Here is an 18155-nt window from a genome sequence, read left to right on the forward strand (position 1 = left end):
GATCGCCGGTGTCCGGCCGTCCGCCTCGGCTATCGCGGGGCTTCCTCGGTCCCGGGGCCGTCCCCGACGATCGGCTGCCCCGGCCAGTGGAACTCGGTGGGCCCGGACCCCTCATCGGGCCGGAGAGCGGCCGAGGCATGCCCGCCGGGAGCCGAGTCCGCCACCGTGGCCGGTTCCGACGCGATCAAGGCATCCGATCCGTCGAGGAGGTCGATCCGCAGGACGATCGACGGGGCCGCGGGGTCGGCTCCCGCCTCGGTCAGCAGCTGGGACACGCCTCGGCCGACCCAGACCAACAACAGCACCAACAGCAGGACCGCGATGACGGCAGGCAGCATCAGGGCCGGGATCACCAGAGCCTCCGGTTTGAAGCCTCGCCGCCGACGAGGTCCGGTCCGAGGCGCGGGGTCCTCCTGACCGTCGTCCGGCTGCCAGGTCTGCGATTCCGCGTCCTCGCGGCCCTGGCGGGGCTCCGGCACCGAATGCTCGACGAAGGTCTCCTCGGCCAGCTGTGCCTCGCTGGGCACGTCGAACCCGAGGTTCAGGGCCAGCAGCGCGGCGTGCACCTCCGGCGAACTCCACCGTCGGCCACCCCGGTCGAGGCGGGTGATCGTCCTGCGCAAGGACTGGTGATCGTTGGCACAGACCAGGTAGTCGCCGAACCGCGCGGCGGACCGGTCCTGTCGCACCTTGAGGTCGGGGCCCGCCACGCACACCAACCCGGCCACCGCGTCGCTGCGCGCGCCGGAGACCCGCAGGTGCTCGCGTAAGGCGAAGACGAGTCGGGTGACCCGCTCACCGGGATTGGCGTCCTCCTCGGTGCGCAGGCCTGCGTCCATGCCGTCCACCGTCCAGGTGCCGCTGGTCTCGGCCCGCAGTCTGCCGCCCCGATACCAGGGCAGCGAGCGGAGTTCGACCACGATCAGCATGGCCGGTGTCAGCAGGATGGCGTGTGCCTGTTGGGTCGGACCGCCCTGCATCGGGATGGGGACCTCGAAGTAGGCCAGGCCCGCCGGTCCGGCCCCCCGGCCCGTCTCCAGGAGCCGCTGCCTGAACCACGAGCCCGCGGTGCTGGACAGCAGCTTGGCCCGCTGAGTTCCGACGACCTGCATGCCGCCTCCTGCACCACTGCGCTTCTCGTGCCGCCGGCCGCGATCACACGGCAACCTAGCGCAGCAGCGCACCGAGGCCGAGCCGTGGACGGCGATACCACCGGTACGGCGGCATCCCCTCACCCGGCCGGCGCAGGACGGCACGGCGGCCGTCGCCGGCCGTGGTCCGGCCTGCGGGCACCGCGTCACCCGGATGCCGGATGCGGACCGCCCGATCCAGAACGGGCCCGGGATCAGTTCGCGTGCGGGCTGTATTCGTAGTAGAGCCTGCGCAGCTCACGGATCGCCCGCACGGCGTGCTGGCCGTCGGCGGCCTGGATGGCCATCACCGCCTCGTACTCGTCGTCGGGCAGCTCCAGCCGCGCCCACGGCGTGCCGTCGGGGAAGGTGACGTCCAGGATCAGCGCCCATTCCAACCGCTTGGTGCCGGCGAAGTTGCGGACCGTCAGGCCGGTCGAGTCGGCCACCAGCTTGGGGCGCGCGAAGATCAACGCGCCGCAGCCGAGTAGGACGCCGAGCAGGGCCATCGCGATCTGGTCCGACAGCCGGAAGTACACCCCGGTCGGTGTGTCGCGAAGCAGGGTGGCGACGACGGCGAACACCACGATCAGCACCACCGCCGCGCCGATGGCCACCGCCCTGCCCCGGCGTGGCCGGACGACCAGCAGGGATCGCTCGGTGGCCTCGGTGGTCGACTCGCTCATCCCTGGCTCCCGCCTCTCGATTGGCCACGCAGGTCCCGCAGCAGCGCGGCCGCGTCGATCGCCGCGATCGTCGCCTCGTGACCCTTGTCCTCCTGCGCTCCGGGCCGACCGCTGCGTGCCACGGCCTGTTCCTCGTTGTCGCAGGTCAGTACACCGTTGCCGACCGGGGTCGACTCGTCGAGCGCCACCCGGGTCAGACCGGCCGTGACGGCGTCGCACACGTAATCGAAGTGCGGGGTGCCACCCCGGATGACCACACCCAGCGCAACCACGGCGTCGTGGTCGCGCGCGAGTTGCTGACAGATCACCGGGAGTTCCACGGCGCCCGCCACCCGTACGACCAGCGGCGGCGGCCCGCCCGCCTCGGCCAGCGCGGCCTCGGCGCGCTCCACCATCGTGTCGACGATCGCCGCGTTCCAGCGGGTCGCCGCGATCGCCACCCGCATTCCCGCCGCCGAGGGGGTCTCGGCGGTCGGCCTACCGGTTCCGCTCATCGTTGTGCTCCTGCCCCGCCGTCCTCGGTTCGCCCGACGGGCGCTTCGAGGTCTCCCAGTTCGTGGCCCATCCGGTCCCGCTTGGTCTGCAGGTACCGCAGGTTCTCCGGGTTGGGTCGGATCGGCAGCGCGACCCGCCCGGTCACCCGGAGTCCGTAACCCTCCAGGCCGATGCGCTTGTCCGGGTTGTTGGACAACAGCTGCATCGACCGCACTCCCAGGTCCACCAGGATCTGCGCGCCGGTCCCGTAATCCCGGGCGTCGGCGGGAAGTCCCAGGGCCAGGTTCGCATCCACGGTGTCCGCCCCGGCGTCCTGGAGTTGATACGCCTGCAGCTTGTGGATCAGCCCGATCCCGCGCCCCTCGTGGCCACGCATGTAGAGCACGATGCCCCGACCCTCCTCGGCGACCGCGGCCAGCGCGGCGTCCAACTGCGGGCCGCAGTCGCAGCGCAGCGAACCGAAGACGTCACCGGTCAGGCATTCGGAGTGCACCCGGACCAGGACGTCCTCACCGTCGCCGATGTCGCCGTACACCAAGGCGATGTGTTCGATCCCGTCGAGCGTGCTGTCGAACCCGTAGGCCCGGAAATTCCCGTGCGGGGTGGGGATGCGGGCCTCGGCGACCCGCTCGACCTGCTTCTCGAACCGACGTCGATAGGCGACGAGGTCGGCGATGCTGATCAGGGTGATGTCGTGTTCGGCGGCGAACACCTCCAGCTCCTCGCGCCGCGCCATCTCGCCCTCGTCCTTCTGGCTGACGATCTCGCACAGCACCCCTGCTGGATGCAGTCCGGCGAGCCTGGCGAGGTCGACGGCGGCCTCGGTGTGGCCGGGCCTGCGCAGCACCCCGCCCTCCTTGGCCCGCAGCGGCACCACGTGACCGGGTCGCAGCAGGTCGGCGGCGGTGGCGGTGGGGTCGGCCAGCAGTCGCACGGTGTGGCTGCGGTCGGCGGCGGAGATGCCGGTGGTCACCCCGTCCTTGGCGTCCACGGTCACCGCGTAGGCCGTGCCGCGTCGGTCCTGGTTGCTGTGGTACATCGGCGGCAGGTCCAGCCGGACGCAGTCCTGCTCGGTGAGTGCCACGCACAGGTAGCCCGAGGTGTGCCGCACCATGAACGCCACCAGCTCGGGAGTGGCCCTGGCGGCGGCGAAGATCAGATCGCCCTCGTTCTCCCGGTCCTCGTCGTCGACGACCACGACGGGTTTGCCCTCGGCGATGTCGGCGACGGCCCGCTCGATCCGCGCCAGGTCGGGCCCGGTGCCCGTGCCGTGCCCGCTCATCGGGTCGCCTCCGTCCCCGTCGCGATGCTCGTGCCGAGAGCAGCGGCCGGCGCGGCCGTGAGCTTCTCCACATACTTGGCCAGCACGTCGACCTCGAGGTTGACCCTGGCACCCGGCGTCCGGTGGCCGAGGGTGGTCAGTTCCAGAGTGGTCGGGATCAGGCTGACGGTGAAGGAGTCCGCGTCGACGGCCGCCACGGTCAGGGACACGCCGTCGACGGCGATGGATCCCTTCTCCACGACATAACGGGCCAACGATTGCGGTAGCTCGATTCGGACGAGCTCCCAGTGCTCGGCCGGGGTGCGCTCCAGGACGGCGCCGAAACCGTCCACGTGACCCTGCACGATGTGGCCGCCGAAACGAGCGCTGACGGCCAGGGCGCGTTCCAGATTGACGGCGTCGCCCTCGGCGATCCCGTCGAGGTTGCTGCGGCGCAGTGTCTCGAGCATCACATCGGTGGTGAAGGCGCCGTCGAGGACGTCCACCACGGTGAGGCAGACGCCGTTGACCGCGATCGAATCACCGTGGCGGGCGTCGGAGACCACCGTGGGGGCGGCCACCGTCAGCCGAGCGGCGTCCGCTAGCCGGGTGACCTCCCGAATCTCGCCCAGTTCCTCCACGATCCCGGTGAACACTGGTGACCTCCATGACGAGTGACGGCCGCCTGGCGCCGACGTCGGCGGCCCGGTGCGGTGCGCGGTGTGGCAGCGCTGTCCTCGGAGTCTCCCACCGTTGGCAGCACGGCCCCCAGTCCGGTCCCGATTCGGCGAGGGGTCGAACAATCCACGTCGAACACCGGCGCAGGCCCGGCCGTCGCCGGGCCACGCGGTCGCGGGTCAGTGCGCCGGTCGTGCGGCCGCGGCCTTGTCCCGCAGCGTGGTCACGGCGAGGCCTGCGTCGGGCGCCGAGTAGACGGCGGAACCGGCGACGAAACAGTCGACGCCCGCCTCCGCGGCCTCCTCGATCGTCTCCGCGTTGATCCCGCCGTCGATCTCGATGAGCAGCCGCAGGTGCCCGGTCTCCACCAGGTGCCGCGCCTGGCGGACCTTGGCCAGGGTCGCGGGCAGGAAGGACTGGCCGCCGAACCCGGGCTCCACCGACATCACCAGCAGGGTGTCGTAGTGCCGCAGCACGTCGAGGTAGGGCTCCAGGGGGGTGTCCGGCTTCAGCGAGAGACCCGCCCGCGCTCCGGCGGCCCGCAGATCGCGGGCGATGCCCAGCAGGTCGACGGCGGCCTCGGCATGCACAGTCACGTTGTGCGCCCCCGCCTCGGCGTAACCGACCGCCCACCGCTCGGGGTCCTCGATCATGAGGTGGCAGTCCAGCGGGATATCGGTGGCCGCGCGCAAGGCCATCACCACGGGCAGCCCCAGTGTGAGGTTGGGCACGAAGTGGTTGTCCATGACGTCGACGTGCAGCCAGTCGGCGCCCGGGCTGTCCTCGGTTCCCGCCACGGAGGCGGCCTCCTCCGCCAACCGGGCGAAGTCGGCGGACAGGATCGACGGGGCGATCATCGGCCTGCGAGCTGCGGTCGAGGACACGGCGCTTTCTGACACGGCGGACACGGCGCCGAGTCTAAGTGGCCGGTGCGGCCCGATCGGGGAGTCGGGTCCGCGGCGCACCGACGGCGCCCGCATCGCGGTTCTCCCCCGGTGGTCCGGCGTCGGCTCTCGGAGATCGCCTGGGCCGATCGCACCACGCCCGCCGCAGACCGCTTCGTGACTAGACTCCTGGCGACCAACGCCCCGGCGAGTGTCCCCCTGGGACTAGGAGCCTCGTGTCCGTCCAGCCCATCACGTTCTTCGGTGATCCGGTGCTTCGCACCAGAGCGCAGGAGGTCGTCGACTTCGACAAGACGTTGCGGGCCCTGATCCAGGACCTCTGGGACACCATGGAACAGCAGGGCGGCGCGGGCGTCGCCGCGCCGCAGATCGGCGTGGGACTGCGGGTCTTCGCCTACCACTGTGCAGGCCATGCAGGCCATCTGGTCAATCCCACCGTCCGGGTACTCGACGAGGAGCTCGACGAGCAGGCCGAGGGCTGCCTGTCCATCCCGGGGATGAGCTGGGAGTGCCGCCGGGCCAACCGGGTGCTGGCGACCGGGTGGAACATGCACGGCGAACCCGTTCAGGTACCGGGCGAGGGTCTGCTGGCGCGTTGCCTGCAGCACGAGGCCGACCATCTCGATGGCGTCCTCTACATCGACCGACTCGCGCCCGAGGACGCATCGCTGGTGATGCGCGACATCCGCCAGACCGCGTGGTTCGACGACTCCGCACTCGAGGAGCTCTCGCCCGCGCTGGCACGAAGGAACTGAGGCGACCATGCGACTCGTCTTCGCGGGCACTCCCGAGCCCGCGCTCCCCGCTCTTCGCGCGCTGATCGACTCGCCACGCCACGAGGTGGTGGCCGTGGTGACCCGGCCGGACGCCCCGGCGGGCCGGGGCAGGCGACTGCTGCGCTCGCCGGTCGGCATGCTCGCCGACGAACACGGCATCGAGGTGTTGACCCCGCCCAAGGCCAGCGATCCGGACTTCCTGGCGCGACTGACCGACATCGCCCCGGACTGCGCGCCGGTGGTCGCCTACGGCGCGCTGCTGCCCAAGGTCGCCAGGGATATCCCCACCCACGGTTGGGTCAACCTGCACTTCTCGCTGTTGCCCGCCTGGCGGGGCGCGGCGCCCGTGCAGGCGTCGATCAGGGCGGGCGACGAGATCACCGGGGCGAGCACGTTTCGGATCGTCAGGGAACTGGACGCCGGGCCGGTCTTCGGCGTGGTGACCGAGCGGGTCGACCGCCGAGACACCGCAGGCGACCTGTTGGGCAGGCTCGCCGAGTCCGGCGCCGCGCTGCTGGCCGCCACGCTGGACGGGATCGAGGACGGCACGGTGACCGCCGCCGAGCAGCCTGCGGCGGATGTCAGCTACGCCGCCAAGCTCACGGTGGAGGACGCCCGACTCGACTTCACGCTGCCCGCGACGGCCGTCGATCGCACGGCCAGGGCGCTGACCCCGGAACCGGGCCCCTGGGCGATGTTCCGAGGCGAGCGACTCAAGCTCGGCCCGGTACTGCCGGTCGTCATCGACGAACCGCTGCCGCCGGGGCGCATCCTGGTGGAACGCAAGCGGGTACTCGTCGGGACGGCGACGGACCCGGTCGTACTGGGCGAGGTGCAGGCCCAGGGCAAGCGCAGGATGGCGGCGACCGATTGGGCGCGCGGCGTGCGCATGGAGCAGGACGAGGAGCTGGGATGAGCCCGCAACCCGCAAGGAGGGACCGCCGAGGCGGCCCGTCCGGCCCGCCGCGTGGTCGAGGCGGCCCGCGCAGGCCCCCGGCGCAGGACCCGGCCAGAGAGGCCGCGCTGGACACCCTCGGCGCGGTGCGGGAGAAGGACGCCTACGCCAACCTGGTCCTCCCCCGGTTGCTTCGGGACCGACGGATCGGCACCCGCGACGCGGCCCTGGCGACCGAGCTGGCCTACGGTGCCAGCCGGACGCTCGGTCTGCTGGACGCGGTCCTCGGCGAGTGCAGCGAGCGGCCCCTGACCGAGATCGACGGCGTCGTGCTGGACGGCCTGCGGCTGGGCGTCTATCAACTGCTGCGAACCCGGATCCCCCCGCACGCGGCCGTCTCGGCCAGTGTGGAGCTGGTCCGGAGCCGGGCAGGCACCGGGGCGGCGGGGTTCGCCAACGCGGTGCTGCGCCGAGCCACCGAACGCGACGAGGACGGGTGGGTGGAGTTCCTCGCGCCGGACTCGGCCGAGGACCCGCTCGGCTACCTGGCGCTGCGGCATCCCCACCCGCGTTGGGTGGCCGAGGCGTTCGCCGCGACCCTGGCCGAGGCGGGGGCCGAGGACGAGCTGGCCGAGCTGCTGGCGGCCGACGACGCGCGTCCCGCCGTTCATCTGGTGGCCCGGCCCGGTGAGATCAGCTCGGCCGAGCTCGCGGCGATCACCGGCGGCGACGAGGCGCCCTACTCGCCCTACGGTGTGCGGTTGGAGGCGGGGGCGGGTGATCCCGCCGATCTGGAGCCGGTCCGCGAGCGACTCGCGGCGGTGCAGGACGAGGGCAGCCAGCTGGCGGCGCTGGCGTTGACCCGGCCGCAGATCGAGGGTTCCGATCTTCGCTGGCTGGATCTGTGCGCGGGCCCGGGTGGCAAGGCCTCGTTGCTGGGCGCGCTGGTCGGTCTCGACGGCGGCACCCTGGACGCCGTGGAACCCGCCACGCATCGGGCCGACCTGATCCGCTCGGTGGTCAAGGATCTCCCGGTCCGGGTGCATATCGCCGATGGACGCCGGAGCGGGCTGCCCTCGGCGGCCTTCGATCGGGTGCTGGTCGACGCGCCGTGCACCGGGCTCGGGGCGCTGCGCCGCAGGCCGGAGGCCCGGTGGCGACGGCAGCCCTCGGATGTCGCGCCGCTGACCACCTTGCAGACCGAGTTGCTCGGCACGGCGCTCGATCTGGTGCGGCCGGGCGGAGTGGTGGCCTACGTCGTGTGTTCCCCACACCTGGCCGAGACGGTCGAGGTGGCGACGGCGGCGGCGGCTCGACCCGGCGTCACCCAACTCGACGCCAGGCCCTTCTTCCCCGACGTACCCGGGCTGGGCGAGGGGCCGGGTGTGCAGCTGTGGCCGCATCGACACGGCACGGACGCCATGTTCTGCGCGTTGTTCCGTCGCGACTGATTCGGCCGGTCCGGGTTGAGCGGTCCCGTTGCGGCCGTCCCACCCGGCGCGACGGATCGGCACGCGGCCGGGGTCAGACCAGGTCGAGTGGGTCGATGTGCACCCGGATGGGTTCGGCCTCCCGGCGGGCGGTCCGCACGGCGATGGCCTCGGCCACGGCGGCCGACAGCGCCCTGCCCTGACTCAGCGGCGCCCGCACCAGCAGTCGTTCCCGGGCCTGCGGCTCCGATCGGGCACCCGATCCGGGCTGCGCAGCGGCGCCTGACGGCAGCGGGACGGGTCCGAGCAGCTCGGCGCCCTCGGGCAGTCGGAGTAGTTCCCGGATCTGTTCGATCGCGGCGGGAACGGCATCCAGGGCTGCCATTCGGGCCACGGGCGGGAAGCCGAGCTCCCGTCTGCCCGCGAGTTCGACGACGGCGTGGCGGACCGGGTCCCACCACACCAGGGCCTGCACCGGATTGAGCGAGGACTCGGCCATCACCACGACCCGACCGCCCTGTTCGGCGGGCCGGACCATCGCCGCCGCCGAGAGCCAGCGTCGCAACGCCTCCTCCTCGGCACGCAGGTCCGGACGGCCGAGCAGGGCCCAGCCGTCCAGCAGCAGGGCGGCTCCGTAGCCCGTCGGGGCCAGTGGTTCCGCGCCGGGAGTGCACACCACCAGTGCGGGACCGGCCGGGATCTCGTCGAGGACCTCCGAACCTCCCGAGGTGCGCACCACCACCCCGGGGAAGGCCCGGCCCAGCTCCTCGGCGGTCCGTCCTGCGCCGACCACCACCGCACGCAGTCGACGCGATCCACAGTCCGGACAGCGGAAGCCCGCCTCGGTCGCGCCACACCAACGGCAGGCGGCAGGCCGGGGCACCCGATCGTCGGAGCCGGGCAGCGCCAGCGGTCCCGCGCATCGACGACAGCGGGCCCGTGATCGGCACTGGCCGCAGGCCAACGTCGGAACGTAGCCCCGCCGCGGCACCTGGACCAGCACCGGAGCCTCGGCCGCCAACGCCGCCCTGGCGGCCTCGAAGGCGATGCCCGGCAGCCGGGCGCTGCGGGCCGCCGGGTCGCGTGCCTCCTGCTCCGCGCTGGCTCCGACCGCGACCACCCTCGGCGCCGCCGCGCGGACCACGCTCCGCTCGGCGATCACCTCCTGCGCCCACCGGGTCTCGACCAGTAGTTGTGCCTCGGCCGTGCGAGGGAATCCCGCGATGATCAGGCCCGCCCCGGTGAGGTGCGAGCGCAGCATCAACACCTCGCGGGTATGCGGGTAGGGCGCGTGCGGATCGGAGTGCACGTCGTCGCCGTCGTCCCAGACCACCAGCAGACCGGGGCGTTCGACGGGGGCGAAGGCCGCCGAGCGGGTGCCGACGACGATCCGGGCCGTTCCGCGCCGGATGGCCAGCCACCGGCGGTAACGCTTGGCCGGTCCGAGCCCGGCCGACAGCGCCACGACCTGCTCCGCCTCGCACAACCGGGTGCACGCGGCGGCGACCCTGGCCACATCGCGTTGGTCGGGCAGCACGATGACGACGCCGCGCCCGGTGGCCGCGACGCTCGCCGCCGCCTCGGCGAGACGGGCGGGCCAGTCCTCGCCGGGCAACGGCTGCCAGACCGCGCGAGCGGCCTTCCCGGCATGCAGGGCCGCGAGGAGTCGATCACCGTGCTGGTAGCGGCGCCAACCGCCGGGGTCCGGGGCCTCGGTCTGGATGGTCTGGGGCTGGTCGGCCTGGGTCTGGGTGGCCTCGGTCTGGGTCTGGGTGGCCTCGGGATGCCGCTCCGGCGCGGCGGGCGACGGCTCTTCGAGTGACGGAACCGCGCCGGCTGCGATGGCCTGCTCGGCTCGCTCCCGTTCGGGCGGGCTCGGCTCGGCGGCCCGCGCCGCCTCCTTCTCCACGGCGGCATGTCGGGGTGGGATGGCCAGCCGCAGGACGTCCATCAGCGTCCCGGCGTAGCGGTCCGCGACCGCCCTGGCCAGTTGCGCCACCTCCGGGCTCAACACCGGCTCTGGGGAGACGACCTTGTCGATCCACTGCAGGGTGCCGTCGAAATCGGTCTCCGCCACCCGCTCGAGTAGGAAACCATCGACCAGTCGACCGGCGAACCGCAGGCGGACCCGGACACCCGGTTGCGCCTGTTCGTCGAGGTGGGCGGGCACCCGGTAGTCGAAGACACGGTCGAGGTGGGCGGGCGAGACGTTCACACAGACCCGTGCGACCGACGCGACCGACGCCTGCTGCCATTCCCCGCGTCGGGGGGTCGTCGACCGTGCCATGTGGATGGGTCTACCAGACGCCACGGACGGTGCTCGCCTGCCCCGGGTCGATCAGCTGCGATCCGATTCGATGCGGCGCAGACCGAGTTCTCGACCGCGCCGGTCTCAGGCGACGCCGGGTCGCCGATATACCCGATAGCGGGCCGTTCTCGCCTGCCGCAACGGCAGATCGGGGTCCACACCCGCATCGGCCATGACGTCTTCAACCAGCTGGGCCAGCGGACCGAGATCGCTGCCGCCCGCCCAACCGTCCGGGTCCTGCGCGGCGGCCGCCATCGCCGCCCTCGGGGTGTGCTCGACCGCGTAGTCGACGACGATGTCGCCCGCTCTGACCAGGCCACGACAGGCGACCTGGTCGACCTGGTCGGGGTTGGTCTCCAATCCGTTGCCCGCCTCGGCGGGTGGCACTCCCCGCTGTTCGGCTCGGCGGCGTAGTTCGGCGAGGAGGTCGTCGATCAGGTTGGGCGCGCGACCGCCACCGACATCCAGGCACAGCGCCCCCGCCGGGCGCAGGACGCGGGTGGCCTCGGCGACCGCCGCCCGCCAGTCCCTGGCCCGGTGCAACGCCCTGGAGATGTGCACACCTGCGAGTGCGCCGCTGCGGAAGGGCAGCTCGTCGGCGGCCGCCAGCACGAACGGCACGTCCGGGCACTGCGGGCCTCGCCGGTCGGTGACGTCGGTGGCCATCAGCCCGACGCCTCTGGCCGCGAGTTCGGCGGCGACCGAACCAGGGCCGGTACCCACGTCGAGTACCGGCCCCTCCCCCCGCCAGGTCGCCGCCGCAGCCCCGAAGAACTCGTCGGCCGCCTCGGACGGCAGTTCCGTGCGTCGATCGGGCAACGGAATCGGACCATCGTCCGGAATCACGCGAACCGCTCTCATCCGTGCAAGATTAGGCCGGCCAGCGGGCCACGACACGCCTGCGGAAGTTCCCGGTCGGCCAATGTGGACGATCGCCCGAGGCGAGATCGGTTCAGTCGGATCGCAGGCGGATCGCCTCGGCGGGACACAGTTCCGCCGCCTCGCGAACCTCGTCGTGCGCCGAGGCGGCCGGGTCGGCCACCAGCAGCACGACCCGCCCGTCGTGTTCGTCCTGATCGAACATCTCGGGTGCGGTCAGGGCGCACATCCCCGCACCGACACAGCGTTGCCTGTCTACTTCGACCCGCATCTCGACCTCCTACCAGGCCACCGGCAGGCTGTGCACGCCGTAGATCGCCTTATCCGTGGTCAGGACCACCTCGTGCGGTTCCACCGCCAGACGCAGGTCCGGGAACTCCCGGATCAGGGTGGCGAATCCGACGCGCATCTCGGTCCGAGCCAGCTGTTGGCCGAGGCACTGATGCACCCCGTGGCCGAAGGAGAGATGGCGGGCGGATCCCCTGGTGACGTCCAGCCGGTCGGGATCGGGGAATCGTTCGGGGTCCCGATTGGCCGCAGGCAGCGAGAGGATCAGGTTCTGTCCCTCCTCGATGGTCACGCCCGCCAACTCGACGCGCTCCAGGGCACATCGCGAGGTACCGAACTGAATGATCGACAGGTAGCGGAGCAGTTCCTCGACCGCGCCGTCGATGAGGGTCGGGTCCGCACGCAGCGCAGCCAGTTGTTCGGGATGCCGGAGAAGCGCGAAGGTACCGAGTCCCAACATGTTGGCCGTGGTCTCGTGCCCGGCGACCAGGAGCAGCAAGCCGATCGACACCAGTTCGCGGTCGGACAGCGCGGTGTCGGTGATCAACCCGCCCAGGATGTCGTCGGTGGGTTCGGTCCGCTTGGCCGTGACCAGCTCCCCCAGAAAGGCATGGAACGTCGCCATGTTGACGCCGAATTGTTCGGGCGTCTGGTCCAGCCGCAGGAGCGCGGCAGTGGTCTCCTGGAACACCGCCCGGTCGGCATAGGGCACGCCGAGCAGCTCGCAGATCACCAGGGACGGAATCGGCAGCGCGAAGGAGGACACCAGGTCGGCGGGCGGCCCTTGGGCGCGCATCGCCGCTGCGTGGGCTTCGACGATCTCGACGATTCTCGGTTCCAACGCTCGCATCCGACGCACGGTGAACTGGGCGATCAGCTCGCTTCGATACCGGGTGTGGTCGGGCGGATCCATCCGGATGAACATCCCCGGTTCGGCGGGTGGCTGCGGCTGTACACCCAGCGGGTGTTCGAACGGCAGGCGTCGGAGTTCCTGCCGCGCGCTGAACCTCGGATCGGCCATGACCGTCCGGATCGCCTGGTAGTCGGTGACCAGCCAGCCCTGGTGTCCGTCCGGGTACGCCAGCGGGTGAATGCCCCGGTCCGCCCGCAGCCGTAACAGTTCGGCGGGCGGGTCGAAGGGATTGTCGCGTGTGGTGGGCAACGTGATCGCACCGGAGCGGTCTGCAGTCGTCATCGTCGAGCCTCTCGATTGAGCGGAAGACGTTCGATTCCCCACGACGGTTCACGGGGCGGGCCCGCCCGCCCTCGTGATCGCCGATCACCACAGTACGCAAAGTTCAAGAATTTCGTGAACTTATTGAAGTAGATAGCATCGGCGGATGAGTCAGGACCAGGCACCCGATTCCGGGTCGCCCACCGCCATCGAGGAACGCGACCCCGACGAGATCGCGCGGTTCCTGGAACGGTTCGCGCTGGCGTTCTCCAACACGGGGATACCCAGGATGGCGGCTCGGACCTTCGTCGCGATCATGATCTCCGATGAGGGCACGCGCACCGCCGCAGAACTGTCCGCGCAGTTCGGGGTCGGCGCGTCCGCCATCTCCGGCGCCGTCAAATACCTCGAACAGCTGCGACTGGTGACCCGGGAACGCGATCCGGGCCAGCGCCGTGATCACTACCGGGTCGACGCCGACGTCTGGGGCACGCTGTTTCGGCGCAGGCTCCAATGGCTGGAGGATTGGGATCGGGGAGCCCGCGAGGGCGCCGAACTGCTGGGCCGGTCGACACCTGCGGGTCGTCGGCTCAGCGAGATGGTCGAGATGATGGACTTCCTGGCGGTCGAGCTGCCCGCGATGCTCGGACGTTGGTACGAGCATCGCGACGCCATCCGGGCGGCGGCCGCCGGCTGAAGGGCGGCTCGTTCGGCTTCGGCCCTGCTGGACCCTGCCGGTGGTGGGCACGGCAGATCAGCGTGGGCTCGCCCGGCGCACCACCCGGGCCGTTCTCCGCAGAACGACCGACGGCCGCCGTCATCGCGAGGACGACAGCGACCGCCGGTCGTGGTCGATCGATGATCGGGGTCAGGAACCCGCGATCGACTTCAGTGCCTCTGCTCGATCGGTGCTCTCCCAGGGCAAGGCGCAGTCGGTGCGTCCGAAGTGTCCGTAGGCTGCGGTCTGCGCGTAGATCGGCCGCAGCAGGTCCAGATCACGGATGATGGCCCCGGGGCGCAGGTCGAACACCTCGGCGATCGCCGCCTGGATCTTCAACGGGTCCACCGTCTCGGTCCCGAAGGTCTCCACGAACAGACCGACCGGCGCAGCCTTGCCGATCGCGTACGCGACCTGGACCTCGACCCGGGAGGCCAGGCCTGCGGCGACCACGCTCTTGGCCACCCAACGCATCGCGTAGGCACCGGAGCGGTCGACCTTCGACGGGTCCTTACCGGAGAAGGCGCCGCCGCCGTGCCGCGACATGCCGCCGTAGGTGTCGACGATGATCTTGCGGCCGGTGAGGCCCGCATCGCCCATCGGGCCACCGATGACGAACCGGCCGGTCGGGTTGACCAGCAGCCGGACATCGGAGACGTCCAGGTTCAGGTCGGCGATCTCCGGGTCCACCACCTTGGACCGGACATCGACGCCGAGCATCCGATCGAGGTCGATGTCGGCCGCGTGCTGGGTGGACACGACCACCGTGTCCAGTCGCACCGGCTGATCGCCCGCGTACTCGATCGTCACCTGGGTCTTGCCGTCCGGACGGAGGTAGGGCAGCTCGCCGTTCTTGCGAACGCTGGTCAGCCGCCGGGACAACCGGTGCGCCAGCGCGATCGGCAGCGGCATCAACTCCGGGGTGTCGGAGCAGGCATAGCCGAACATCAGTCCCTGGTCGCCCGCGCCCTGCCTGGCGATCTCGTCCTCGGAACCCTCGACGCGGCTCTCGTGGGCCGTGTCGACGCCCTGGGCGATGTCCGGGGACTGCGAGCCGATCGCGACGTTCACCCCGCAGGAGTGACCGTCGAAGCCCTTGGCCGAGGAGTCGTAGCCGATGCCGAGGATGACCTCGCGGACGATGGTCGGGATGTCGGCGTACGCCTCGGTGGTCACCTCGCCCGCGACGTGCACCTGCCCCGTGGTCACCATGGTCTCGACGGCCACCCGGGACCGGGGATCCTTGCTCAGCAGCGCGTCGAGGACGGAATCGCTGATCGCATCGCAGATCTTATCGGGATGGCCCTCCGTCACCGACTCGGAGGTGAACAACCTGCGGGCGTGCTGACTCACGTGATTCTCCATCCGCTTCCGGCCCCGGTCTGGCTAGTCATACCGGTGCTTCAAGTTGATGACCAGCGTATCCACCGGTGCCCACCACGCCCTCAAGCGTGAAGCAGGGGGAAAACCCCGTCCCACACCATGGACGCGAGCTCCGATTTCGCCCGCCTCGGCAGCGTTTGCTCGCGACCATCGGCGTACAGCAGCCAGCCCTCGTTGTCCTCGGTCTCGAAGGCCCGTCCCTCGCCGACCTCGTTGAGCACCAGGAGATCGCACCCCTTGCGCTGCAACTTGTGCCTGCCATGGTGCAGCACATCGCCCGCGTCGTCCCCGGTTTCGGCGGCAAAACCGACGATCACCGTGTCCGGAGTCCGTCGAGCGACCAGTTCGGCCAGGATGTCGGGGTTTCGGACCAGTTCGAGGGCTGCCGGATCGCTCGCACCCTTCTTGATCTTGTGCTCGGCACGCAGGGTCGGCCGGAAGTCCGCCACCGCCGCCGACATGACGACCACCTCGGCGTCGGGAGCCCGCCGCAGCATCTCCGTACGCAGCTCCTCGGCGCTGCCGACGCGCACGACGTGCACCGCCGCCGGGGTCGGCAGATCGGCGTTGGCCGCCACCAACGTCACCTCGGCGCCGCGCTGCGCGGCGACCCTGGCCAAGGCGTAGCCCTGCCGCCCCGAGGAACGGTTGCCGAGGAAACGCACCGGGTCCAGGGGCTCGCGAGTGCCGCCTGCCGAGATGAGCACGCGACGACCGTCGAGGTCGCGCGGCAGTGCCTCGCGCCGGGCCAGCAGCAGCCGGGACAGCTCGACGATCTCGGCCGGATCGGGCAGCCGGCCCCGGCCGGTGTCCGCGCCGGTCAGCCTGCCGCTGGCCGGCTCGGCGACCACCACGCCACGCTCGCGAAGAGTCGCGACGTTGGCCCTGGTGGCGGGGTGCTCCCACATCTCGGTGTGCATGGCGGGCACCAGCAGGACCGGGCACCGCGCGGTCAGCAGGGTGTTGGTCAGCAGATCGTCGGCCAGACCGTTGGCCGCCTTGGCGATCAGGTCGGCCGTCGCCGGGGCCACCACCACCAGATCGGCGTTCTGCCCGAGCCGCACGTGCGGGACCTCGGGGACGTCGGTGAAGACGTCGGTGCGGACCGGGAGTCCGGAGAGCGCCTCGAAGGTGGCCGCTCCGACGAACCGCAGCGCCGACGCCGTCGGCACCACCCGCACGCGATGACCGGTCTCGGTGAGTCCGCGCAGGACCTCGCAGGCCTTGTACGCGGCGATACCGCCGCCCACCCCCAATATCACCGAGGGCGGGTCGGACTCCGTCGCCGGATCAGGGGTCGACGGTGTCGTCACTCGCCCTCGGTGTGCTCGAGCACGCCCGCGTGGATCTCGCGCAACGAGATCGACAGCGGCTTCTCCCTCGGGCCGGGCTCGACGAGCGGTCCGACGTACTCCAGCAGGCCCTCGCCGAGCTGGGCGTAGTAGTCGTTGATCTGCCTGGCACGCTTCGCGGCGTAGATCACCAGCGCGTACTTGGAGCTGACCTGCTCGAGCAGGTCGTCGATGGGCGGGTTGGTGATGCCCTCAAGGGCGGTGCTCGGCGGCGTGCCGAGTCCACCCAGTTCTGCCGGGGTGATCACGTGGATGACTCCTGGGGTCTGCTCGACGGGCCCGTGGCGCTAGTCCGCGGCTCTACGCGCGGATCGGGCCCGGTCAACAAGGTTAGCAACTGTTCGGCGGCCTGTTCGACATCCTCGTTCACCACGACGACGTCGAACTCGTCGGAGGCCGCGAGTTCACGGCGCGCGGTCTCCAGTCTGCGCCGCACGACCTCGTCCGACTCGGTGCCCCGCCCGACCAACCGGGACACGAGCACATCCCAGCTCGGCGGGGCGATGAACACGGTGAGCGCCTCAGGAAGCGCTTCCCGAAGGTTTCTGGCGCCCTGGAGGTCCAGCTCGACCAGTGCAGGTCGGCCTGCGGCGAGCCGCAGCTCGACGGGTTCGCGTGGGGTGCCGGAGCGGTGGGTGCCGCCGTGGATCTCCGCCCACTCGAGCAGGTCGCCCGCCGCGATCGCATCGCGGAAACGCTCGGCGGTGACGAAGTGGTAATCCCGACCGTCCACCTCGCCGGGGCGAGGAAGCCTGGTGGTCATCGAGACGCTGAACCACAGATCGGGCAACAACTCGCGTAGCCGGGCGACGACACTGCTCTTACCGACACCGGAGGGGCCGGCCAGTACAACCAGCCGGCCCCTCCTTGATGAAACACTCACTCGCTGCTGAATTCGGCGAGCAGCGCCTTGCGCTGCCGATCACCCAATCCACGCAGACGACGACTGGACGCGATTTCCAAGCGTTCCATGATCTGCTGGGCCCGGACTTTTCCGACTCCCGGAAGCGCTTCCAGCAGTGCGGACACCTTCATCTTGCCCAGGACCTCGTCGGCTTCCGCGTCGGTGAGCACCTGCTTCAAAGTGGTGCCACCGCGCTTCAGGCGCTCTTTCAATTCCGCCCTGGCGCGGCGGGCAGCAGCCGCTTTCTCCAATGCTGCGGCCCGCTGCTCCTCGGTCAGCTGGGGAAGGGCCACGATCTCCTCCGTGGTGTGGGTTCCTCTGGATCGGTGCCGCGACCGTACCGACCGCGTCTGACGCGGCACAACACGGGTCCGGCCTACCCAGGTGATTCTCACCTGGGCGTTCGCCTTCGGTGGCGCGGGCGCACAAGCTACCGCCATTCGTAGAGAGCCCATTACCCAGGGTGCCGATCAAGACGAAAGCGCTCTCGATCGACGGAACCCGATCGCGCGTTAAGATGATCATGATGGACGGACCGAGAACAACGAACCTGCTGGTTAACCCGATACGAAGGCCACGCCCGGGCACTTCGTGTCCTCCGAGGTGCCTGCGGTCCGCCGAGCTCTCGTGTCGCGTTCCACGCTGTCGGGCGCCTCGACGGTGTCTGCTCCTCCCTCCTTCCGGAGATCGGCCGCCGACACCGCCGAGGCGTGCCCGTGATGGGGTCGAGATCACGCCGAGATCGAGGGTCGATACCCGTCGTTCGTCGGCGGCGACACCGATGCGGCACCTCTCGCCCGCGCGGACGCCCCGAGTGCGGGTGGTGGGCGTCGGCCACCACGAGCCGGTCTCGACTCGCAGTGGTCGGCGGTCCACCCCCGCCACCGGACGGC

19 protein-coding genes are annotated in these 18155 nt (G+C 71.0%); 4 read left to right on the forward strand and 15 right to left on the reverse strand.

Annotation, left to right across the window (positions count from 1 at the left end; translation table 11 throughout):
• Nucleotides 1–29: 29 nt before the first annotated feature.
• From BKA25_RS15615 to rpe, 6 genes are all read right to left on the reverse strand, one after another.
• Entirely contained in the window at nt 30–1112 is a 1083-nt protein-coding gene (locus BKA25_RS15615) for a hypothetical protein (protein WP_069848782.1), read from the reverse strand.
• Between the two features lie 233 nt (nt 1113–1345).
• Entirely contained in the window at nt 1346–1816 is a 471-nt protein-coding gene (locus BKA25_RS15620) for a PH domain-containing protein (RefSeq protein ID WP_069848780.1), read from the reverse strand.
• Entirely contained in the window at nt 1813–2310 is a 498-nt protein-coding gene (gene ribH, locus BKA25_RS15625) for a 6,7-dimethyl-8-ribityllumazine synthase (protein ID WP_069848778.1), read from the reverse strand. Before ribH ends, BKA25_RS15620 begins: the two co-directional genes overlap by 4 nt.
• Entirely contained in the window at nt 2307–3593 is a 1287-nt protein-coding gene (locus tag BKA25_RS15630; RefSeq protein ID WP_069848776.1) for a bifunctional 3,4-dihydroxy-2-butanone-4-phosphate synthase/GTP cyclohydrolase II, read from the reverse strand. Before BKA25_RS15630 ends, ribH begins: the two co-directional genes overlap by 4 nt.
• Nucleotides 3590–4228, reverse strand: coding sequence for a riboflavin synthase (locus BKA25_RS15635; RefSeq protein ID WP_069848774.1), 639 nt, complete (start codon nt 4226–4228; stop codon nt 3590–3592). The genes BKA25_RS15630 and BKA25_RS15635 overlap by 4 nt, the downstream gene beginning before the upstream one ends.
• Nucleotides 4229–4429: 201 nt before the next feature.
• Nucleotides 4430–5107: a ribulose-phosphate 3-epimerase gene (gene rpe, locus BKA25_RS15640; RefSeq protein WP_069848772.1), complete on the reverse strand. Its 678-nt coding sequence runs from the start codon at nt 5105–5107 to the stop codon at nt 4430–4432.
• Nucleotides 5108–5370: 263 nt separating this feature from the next.
• On the opposite strand from rpe, the gene def reads away from it, so the two are divergent.
• Genes def through BKA25_RS15655 form a run of 3 tightly spaced genes read left to right on the forward strand, consistent with a single transcriptional unit; the run spans nt 5371 to nt 8277 of the window.
• Nucleotides 5371–5910, forward strand: coding sequence for a peptide deformylase (gene def / locus BKA25_RS15645; protein ID WP_069848771.1), 540 nt, complete (start codon nt 5371–5373; stop codon nt 5908–5910).
• Nucleotides 5911–5917: 7 nt separating this feature from the next.
• Entirely contained in the window at nt 5918–6847 is a 930-nt protein-coding gene (fmt, locus tag BKA25_RS15650) for a methionyl-tRNA formyltransferase (RefSeq protein WP_069848769.1), read from the forward strand.
• Nucleotides 6844–8277, forward strand: coding sequence for an RsmB/NOP family class I SAM-dependent RNA methyltransferase (locus BKA25_RS15655; RefSeq protein WP_069848768.1), 1434 nt, complete (start codon nt 6844–6846; stop codon nt 8275–8277). The genes fmt and BKA25_RS15655 overlap by 4 nt, the downstream gene beginning before the upstream one ends.
• Nucleotides 8278–8350: 73 nt before the next feature.
• On the opposite strand, the gene BKA25_RS15660 is transcribed toward BKA25_RS15655, so the two are convergent.
• The 4 genes from BKA25_RS15660 to BKA25_RS15675 form a co-directional block, all read right to left on the reverse strand.
• A complete protein-coding gene (locus BKA25_RS15660) occupies nt 8351–10543 on the reverse strand; it encodes a primosomal protein N' (protein ID WP_069848766.1) in 2193 nt (730 codons plus the stop codon).
• A 105-nt stretch (nt 10544–10648) separates the two neighbouring features.
• Complete coding sequence (locus BKA25_RS15665) at nt 10649–11425, reverse strand: class I SAM-dependent methyltransferase (RefSeq protein ID WP_069848764.1); 777 nt, start codon at nt 11423–11425, stop codon at nt 10649–10651.
• A gap of 91 nt (nt 11426–11516) precedes the next feature.
• Nucleotides 11517–11714 carry a ferredoxin gene (locus BKA25_RS15670; RefSeq protein ID WP_069848762.1) on the reverse strand — a complete coding sequence of 66 codons (198 nt, stop codon included), beginning with the start codon at nt 11712–11714 and terminating at the stop codon, nt 11517–11519.
• A gap of 9 nt (nt 11715–11723) precedes the next feature.
• The gene (locus tag BKA25_RS15675; RefSeq protein WP_069848760.1) at nt 11724–12926 is read right to left on the reverse strand and encodes a cytochrome P450; all 1203 of its coding nucleotides are present in this window, start codon (nt 12924–12926) and stop codon (nt 11724–11726) included.
• 145 nt (nt 12927–13071) lie between these two features.
• Here BKA25_RS15675 and BKA25_RS15680 point away from each other — a divergent pair, with 145 nt between their 5' ends.
• Nucleotides 13072–13602 (forward strand): GbsR/MarR family transcriptional regulator, encoded by a 531-nt coding sequence (locus BKA25_RS15680; protein WP_069848759.1) that lies wholly within the window; start codon nt 13072–13074, stop codon nt 13600–13602.
• Nucleotides 13603–13773: 171 nt separating this feature from the next.
• On the opposite strand, the gene metK is transcribed toward BKA25_RS15680, so the two are convergent.
• From metK to mihF, 5 genes are all read right to left on the reverse strand, one after another.
• Complete coding sequence (metK, locus tag BKA25_RS15685) at nt 13774–14976, reverse strand: methionine adenosyltransferase (protein ID WP_069853581.1); 1203 nt, start codon at nt 14974–14976, stop codon at nt 13774–13776.
• Between the two features lie 92 nt (nt 14977–15068).
• A complete protein-coding gene (gene coaBC, locus BKA25_RS15690) occupies nt 15069–16319 on the reverse strand; it encodes a bifunctional phosphopantothenoylcysteine decarboxylase/phosphopantothenate--cysteine ligase CoaBC (protein WP_069848757.1) in 1251 nt (416 codons plus the stop codon).
• Nucleotides 16316–16606 (reverse strand): DNA-directed RNA polymerase subunit omega, encoded by a 291-nt coding sequence (gene rpoZ / locus BKA25_RS15695; RefSeq protein WP_172803777.1) that lies wholly within the window; start codon nt 16604–16606, stop codon nt 16316–16318. Before rpoZ ends, coaBC begins: the two co-directional genes overlap by 4 nt.
• Nucleotides 16603–17241, reverse strand: a complete 639-nt coding sequence (gene gmk / locus BKA25_RS15700) for a guanylate kinase (RefSeq protein WP_069848756.1) — start codon at nt 17239–17241, stop codon at nt 16603–16605. Before gmk ends, rpoZ begins: the two co-directional genes overlap by 4 nt.
• Complete coding sequence (gene mihF, locus BKA25_RS15705; RefSeq protein ID WP_069848754.1) at nt 17238–17555, reverse strand: integration host factor, actinobacterial type; 318 nt, start codon at nt 17553–17555, stop codon at nt 17238–17240. The genes gmk and mihF overlap by 4 nt, the downstream gene beginning before the upstream one ends.
• Between the last annotated feature and the right edge of the window lie 600 nt (nt 17556–18155).

The sequence above is a fragment of the Actinoalloteichus hymeniacidonis genome, assembly GCF_014203365.1.
Taxonomy (GTDB): domain Bacteria; phylum Actinomycetota; class Actinomycetes; order Mycobacteriales; family Pseudonocardiaceae; genus Actinoalloteichus_A; species Actinoalloteichus_A hymeniacidonis.

Bases quoted from the DNA above. Each gene is read 5' to 3' on its own strand.
- BKA25_RS15615 (WP_069848782.1), bottom strand. From the start codon at position 1,112: ATGCAGGTCGTCGGAACTCAGCGGGCCAAGCTGCTGTCCAGCACCGCG.
- BKA25_RS15620 (WP_069848780.1), bottom strand. From the start codon at position 1,816: ATGAGCGAGTCGACCACCGAGGCCACCGAGCGATCCCTGCTGGTCGTC.
- ribH (WP_069848778.1), bottom strand. From the start codon at position 2,310: ATGAGCGGAACCGGTAGGCCGACCGCCGAGACCCCCTCGGCGGCGGGA.
- BKA25_RS15630 (WP_069848776.1), bottom strand. From the start codon at position 3,593: ATGAGCGGGCACGGCACGGGCACCGGGCCCGACCTGGCGCGGATCGAG.
- rpe (WP_069848772.1), bottom strand. From the start codon at position 5,107: ATGATCGCCCCGTCGATCCTGTCCGCCGACTTCGCCCGGTTGGCGGAG.
- fmt (WP_069848769.1), top strand. From the start codon at position 5,918: ATGCGACTCGTCTTCGCGGGCACTCCCGAGCCCGCGCTCCCCGCTCTT.
- BKA25_RS15655 (WP_069848768.1), top strand. From the start codon at position 6,844: ATGAGCCCGCAACCCGCAAGGAGGGACCGCCGAGGCGGCCCGTCCGGC.
- BKA25_RS15660 (WP_069848766.1), bottom strand. From the start codon at position 10,543: ATGGCACGGTCGACGACCCCCCGACGCGGGGAATGGCAGCAGGCGTCG.
- BKA25_RS15665 (WP_069848764.1), bottom strand. From the start codon at position 11,425: ATGAGAGCGGTTCGCGTGATTCCGGACGATGGTCCGATTCCGTTGCCC.
- BKA25_RS15670 (WP_069848762.1), bottom strand. From the start codon at position 11,714: ATGCGGGTCGAAGTAGACAGGCAACGCTGTGTCGGTGCGGGGATGTGC.
- BKA25_RS15675 (WP_069848760.1), bottom strand. From the start codon at position 12,926: ATGACGACTGCAGACCGCTCCGGTGCGATCACGTTGCCCACCACACGC.
- BKA25_RS15680 (WP_069848759.1), top strand. From the start codon at position 13,072: ATGAGTCAGGACCAGGCACCCGATTCCGGGTCGCCCACCGCCATCGAG.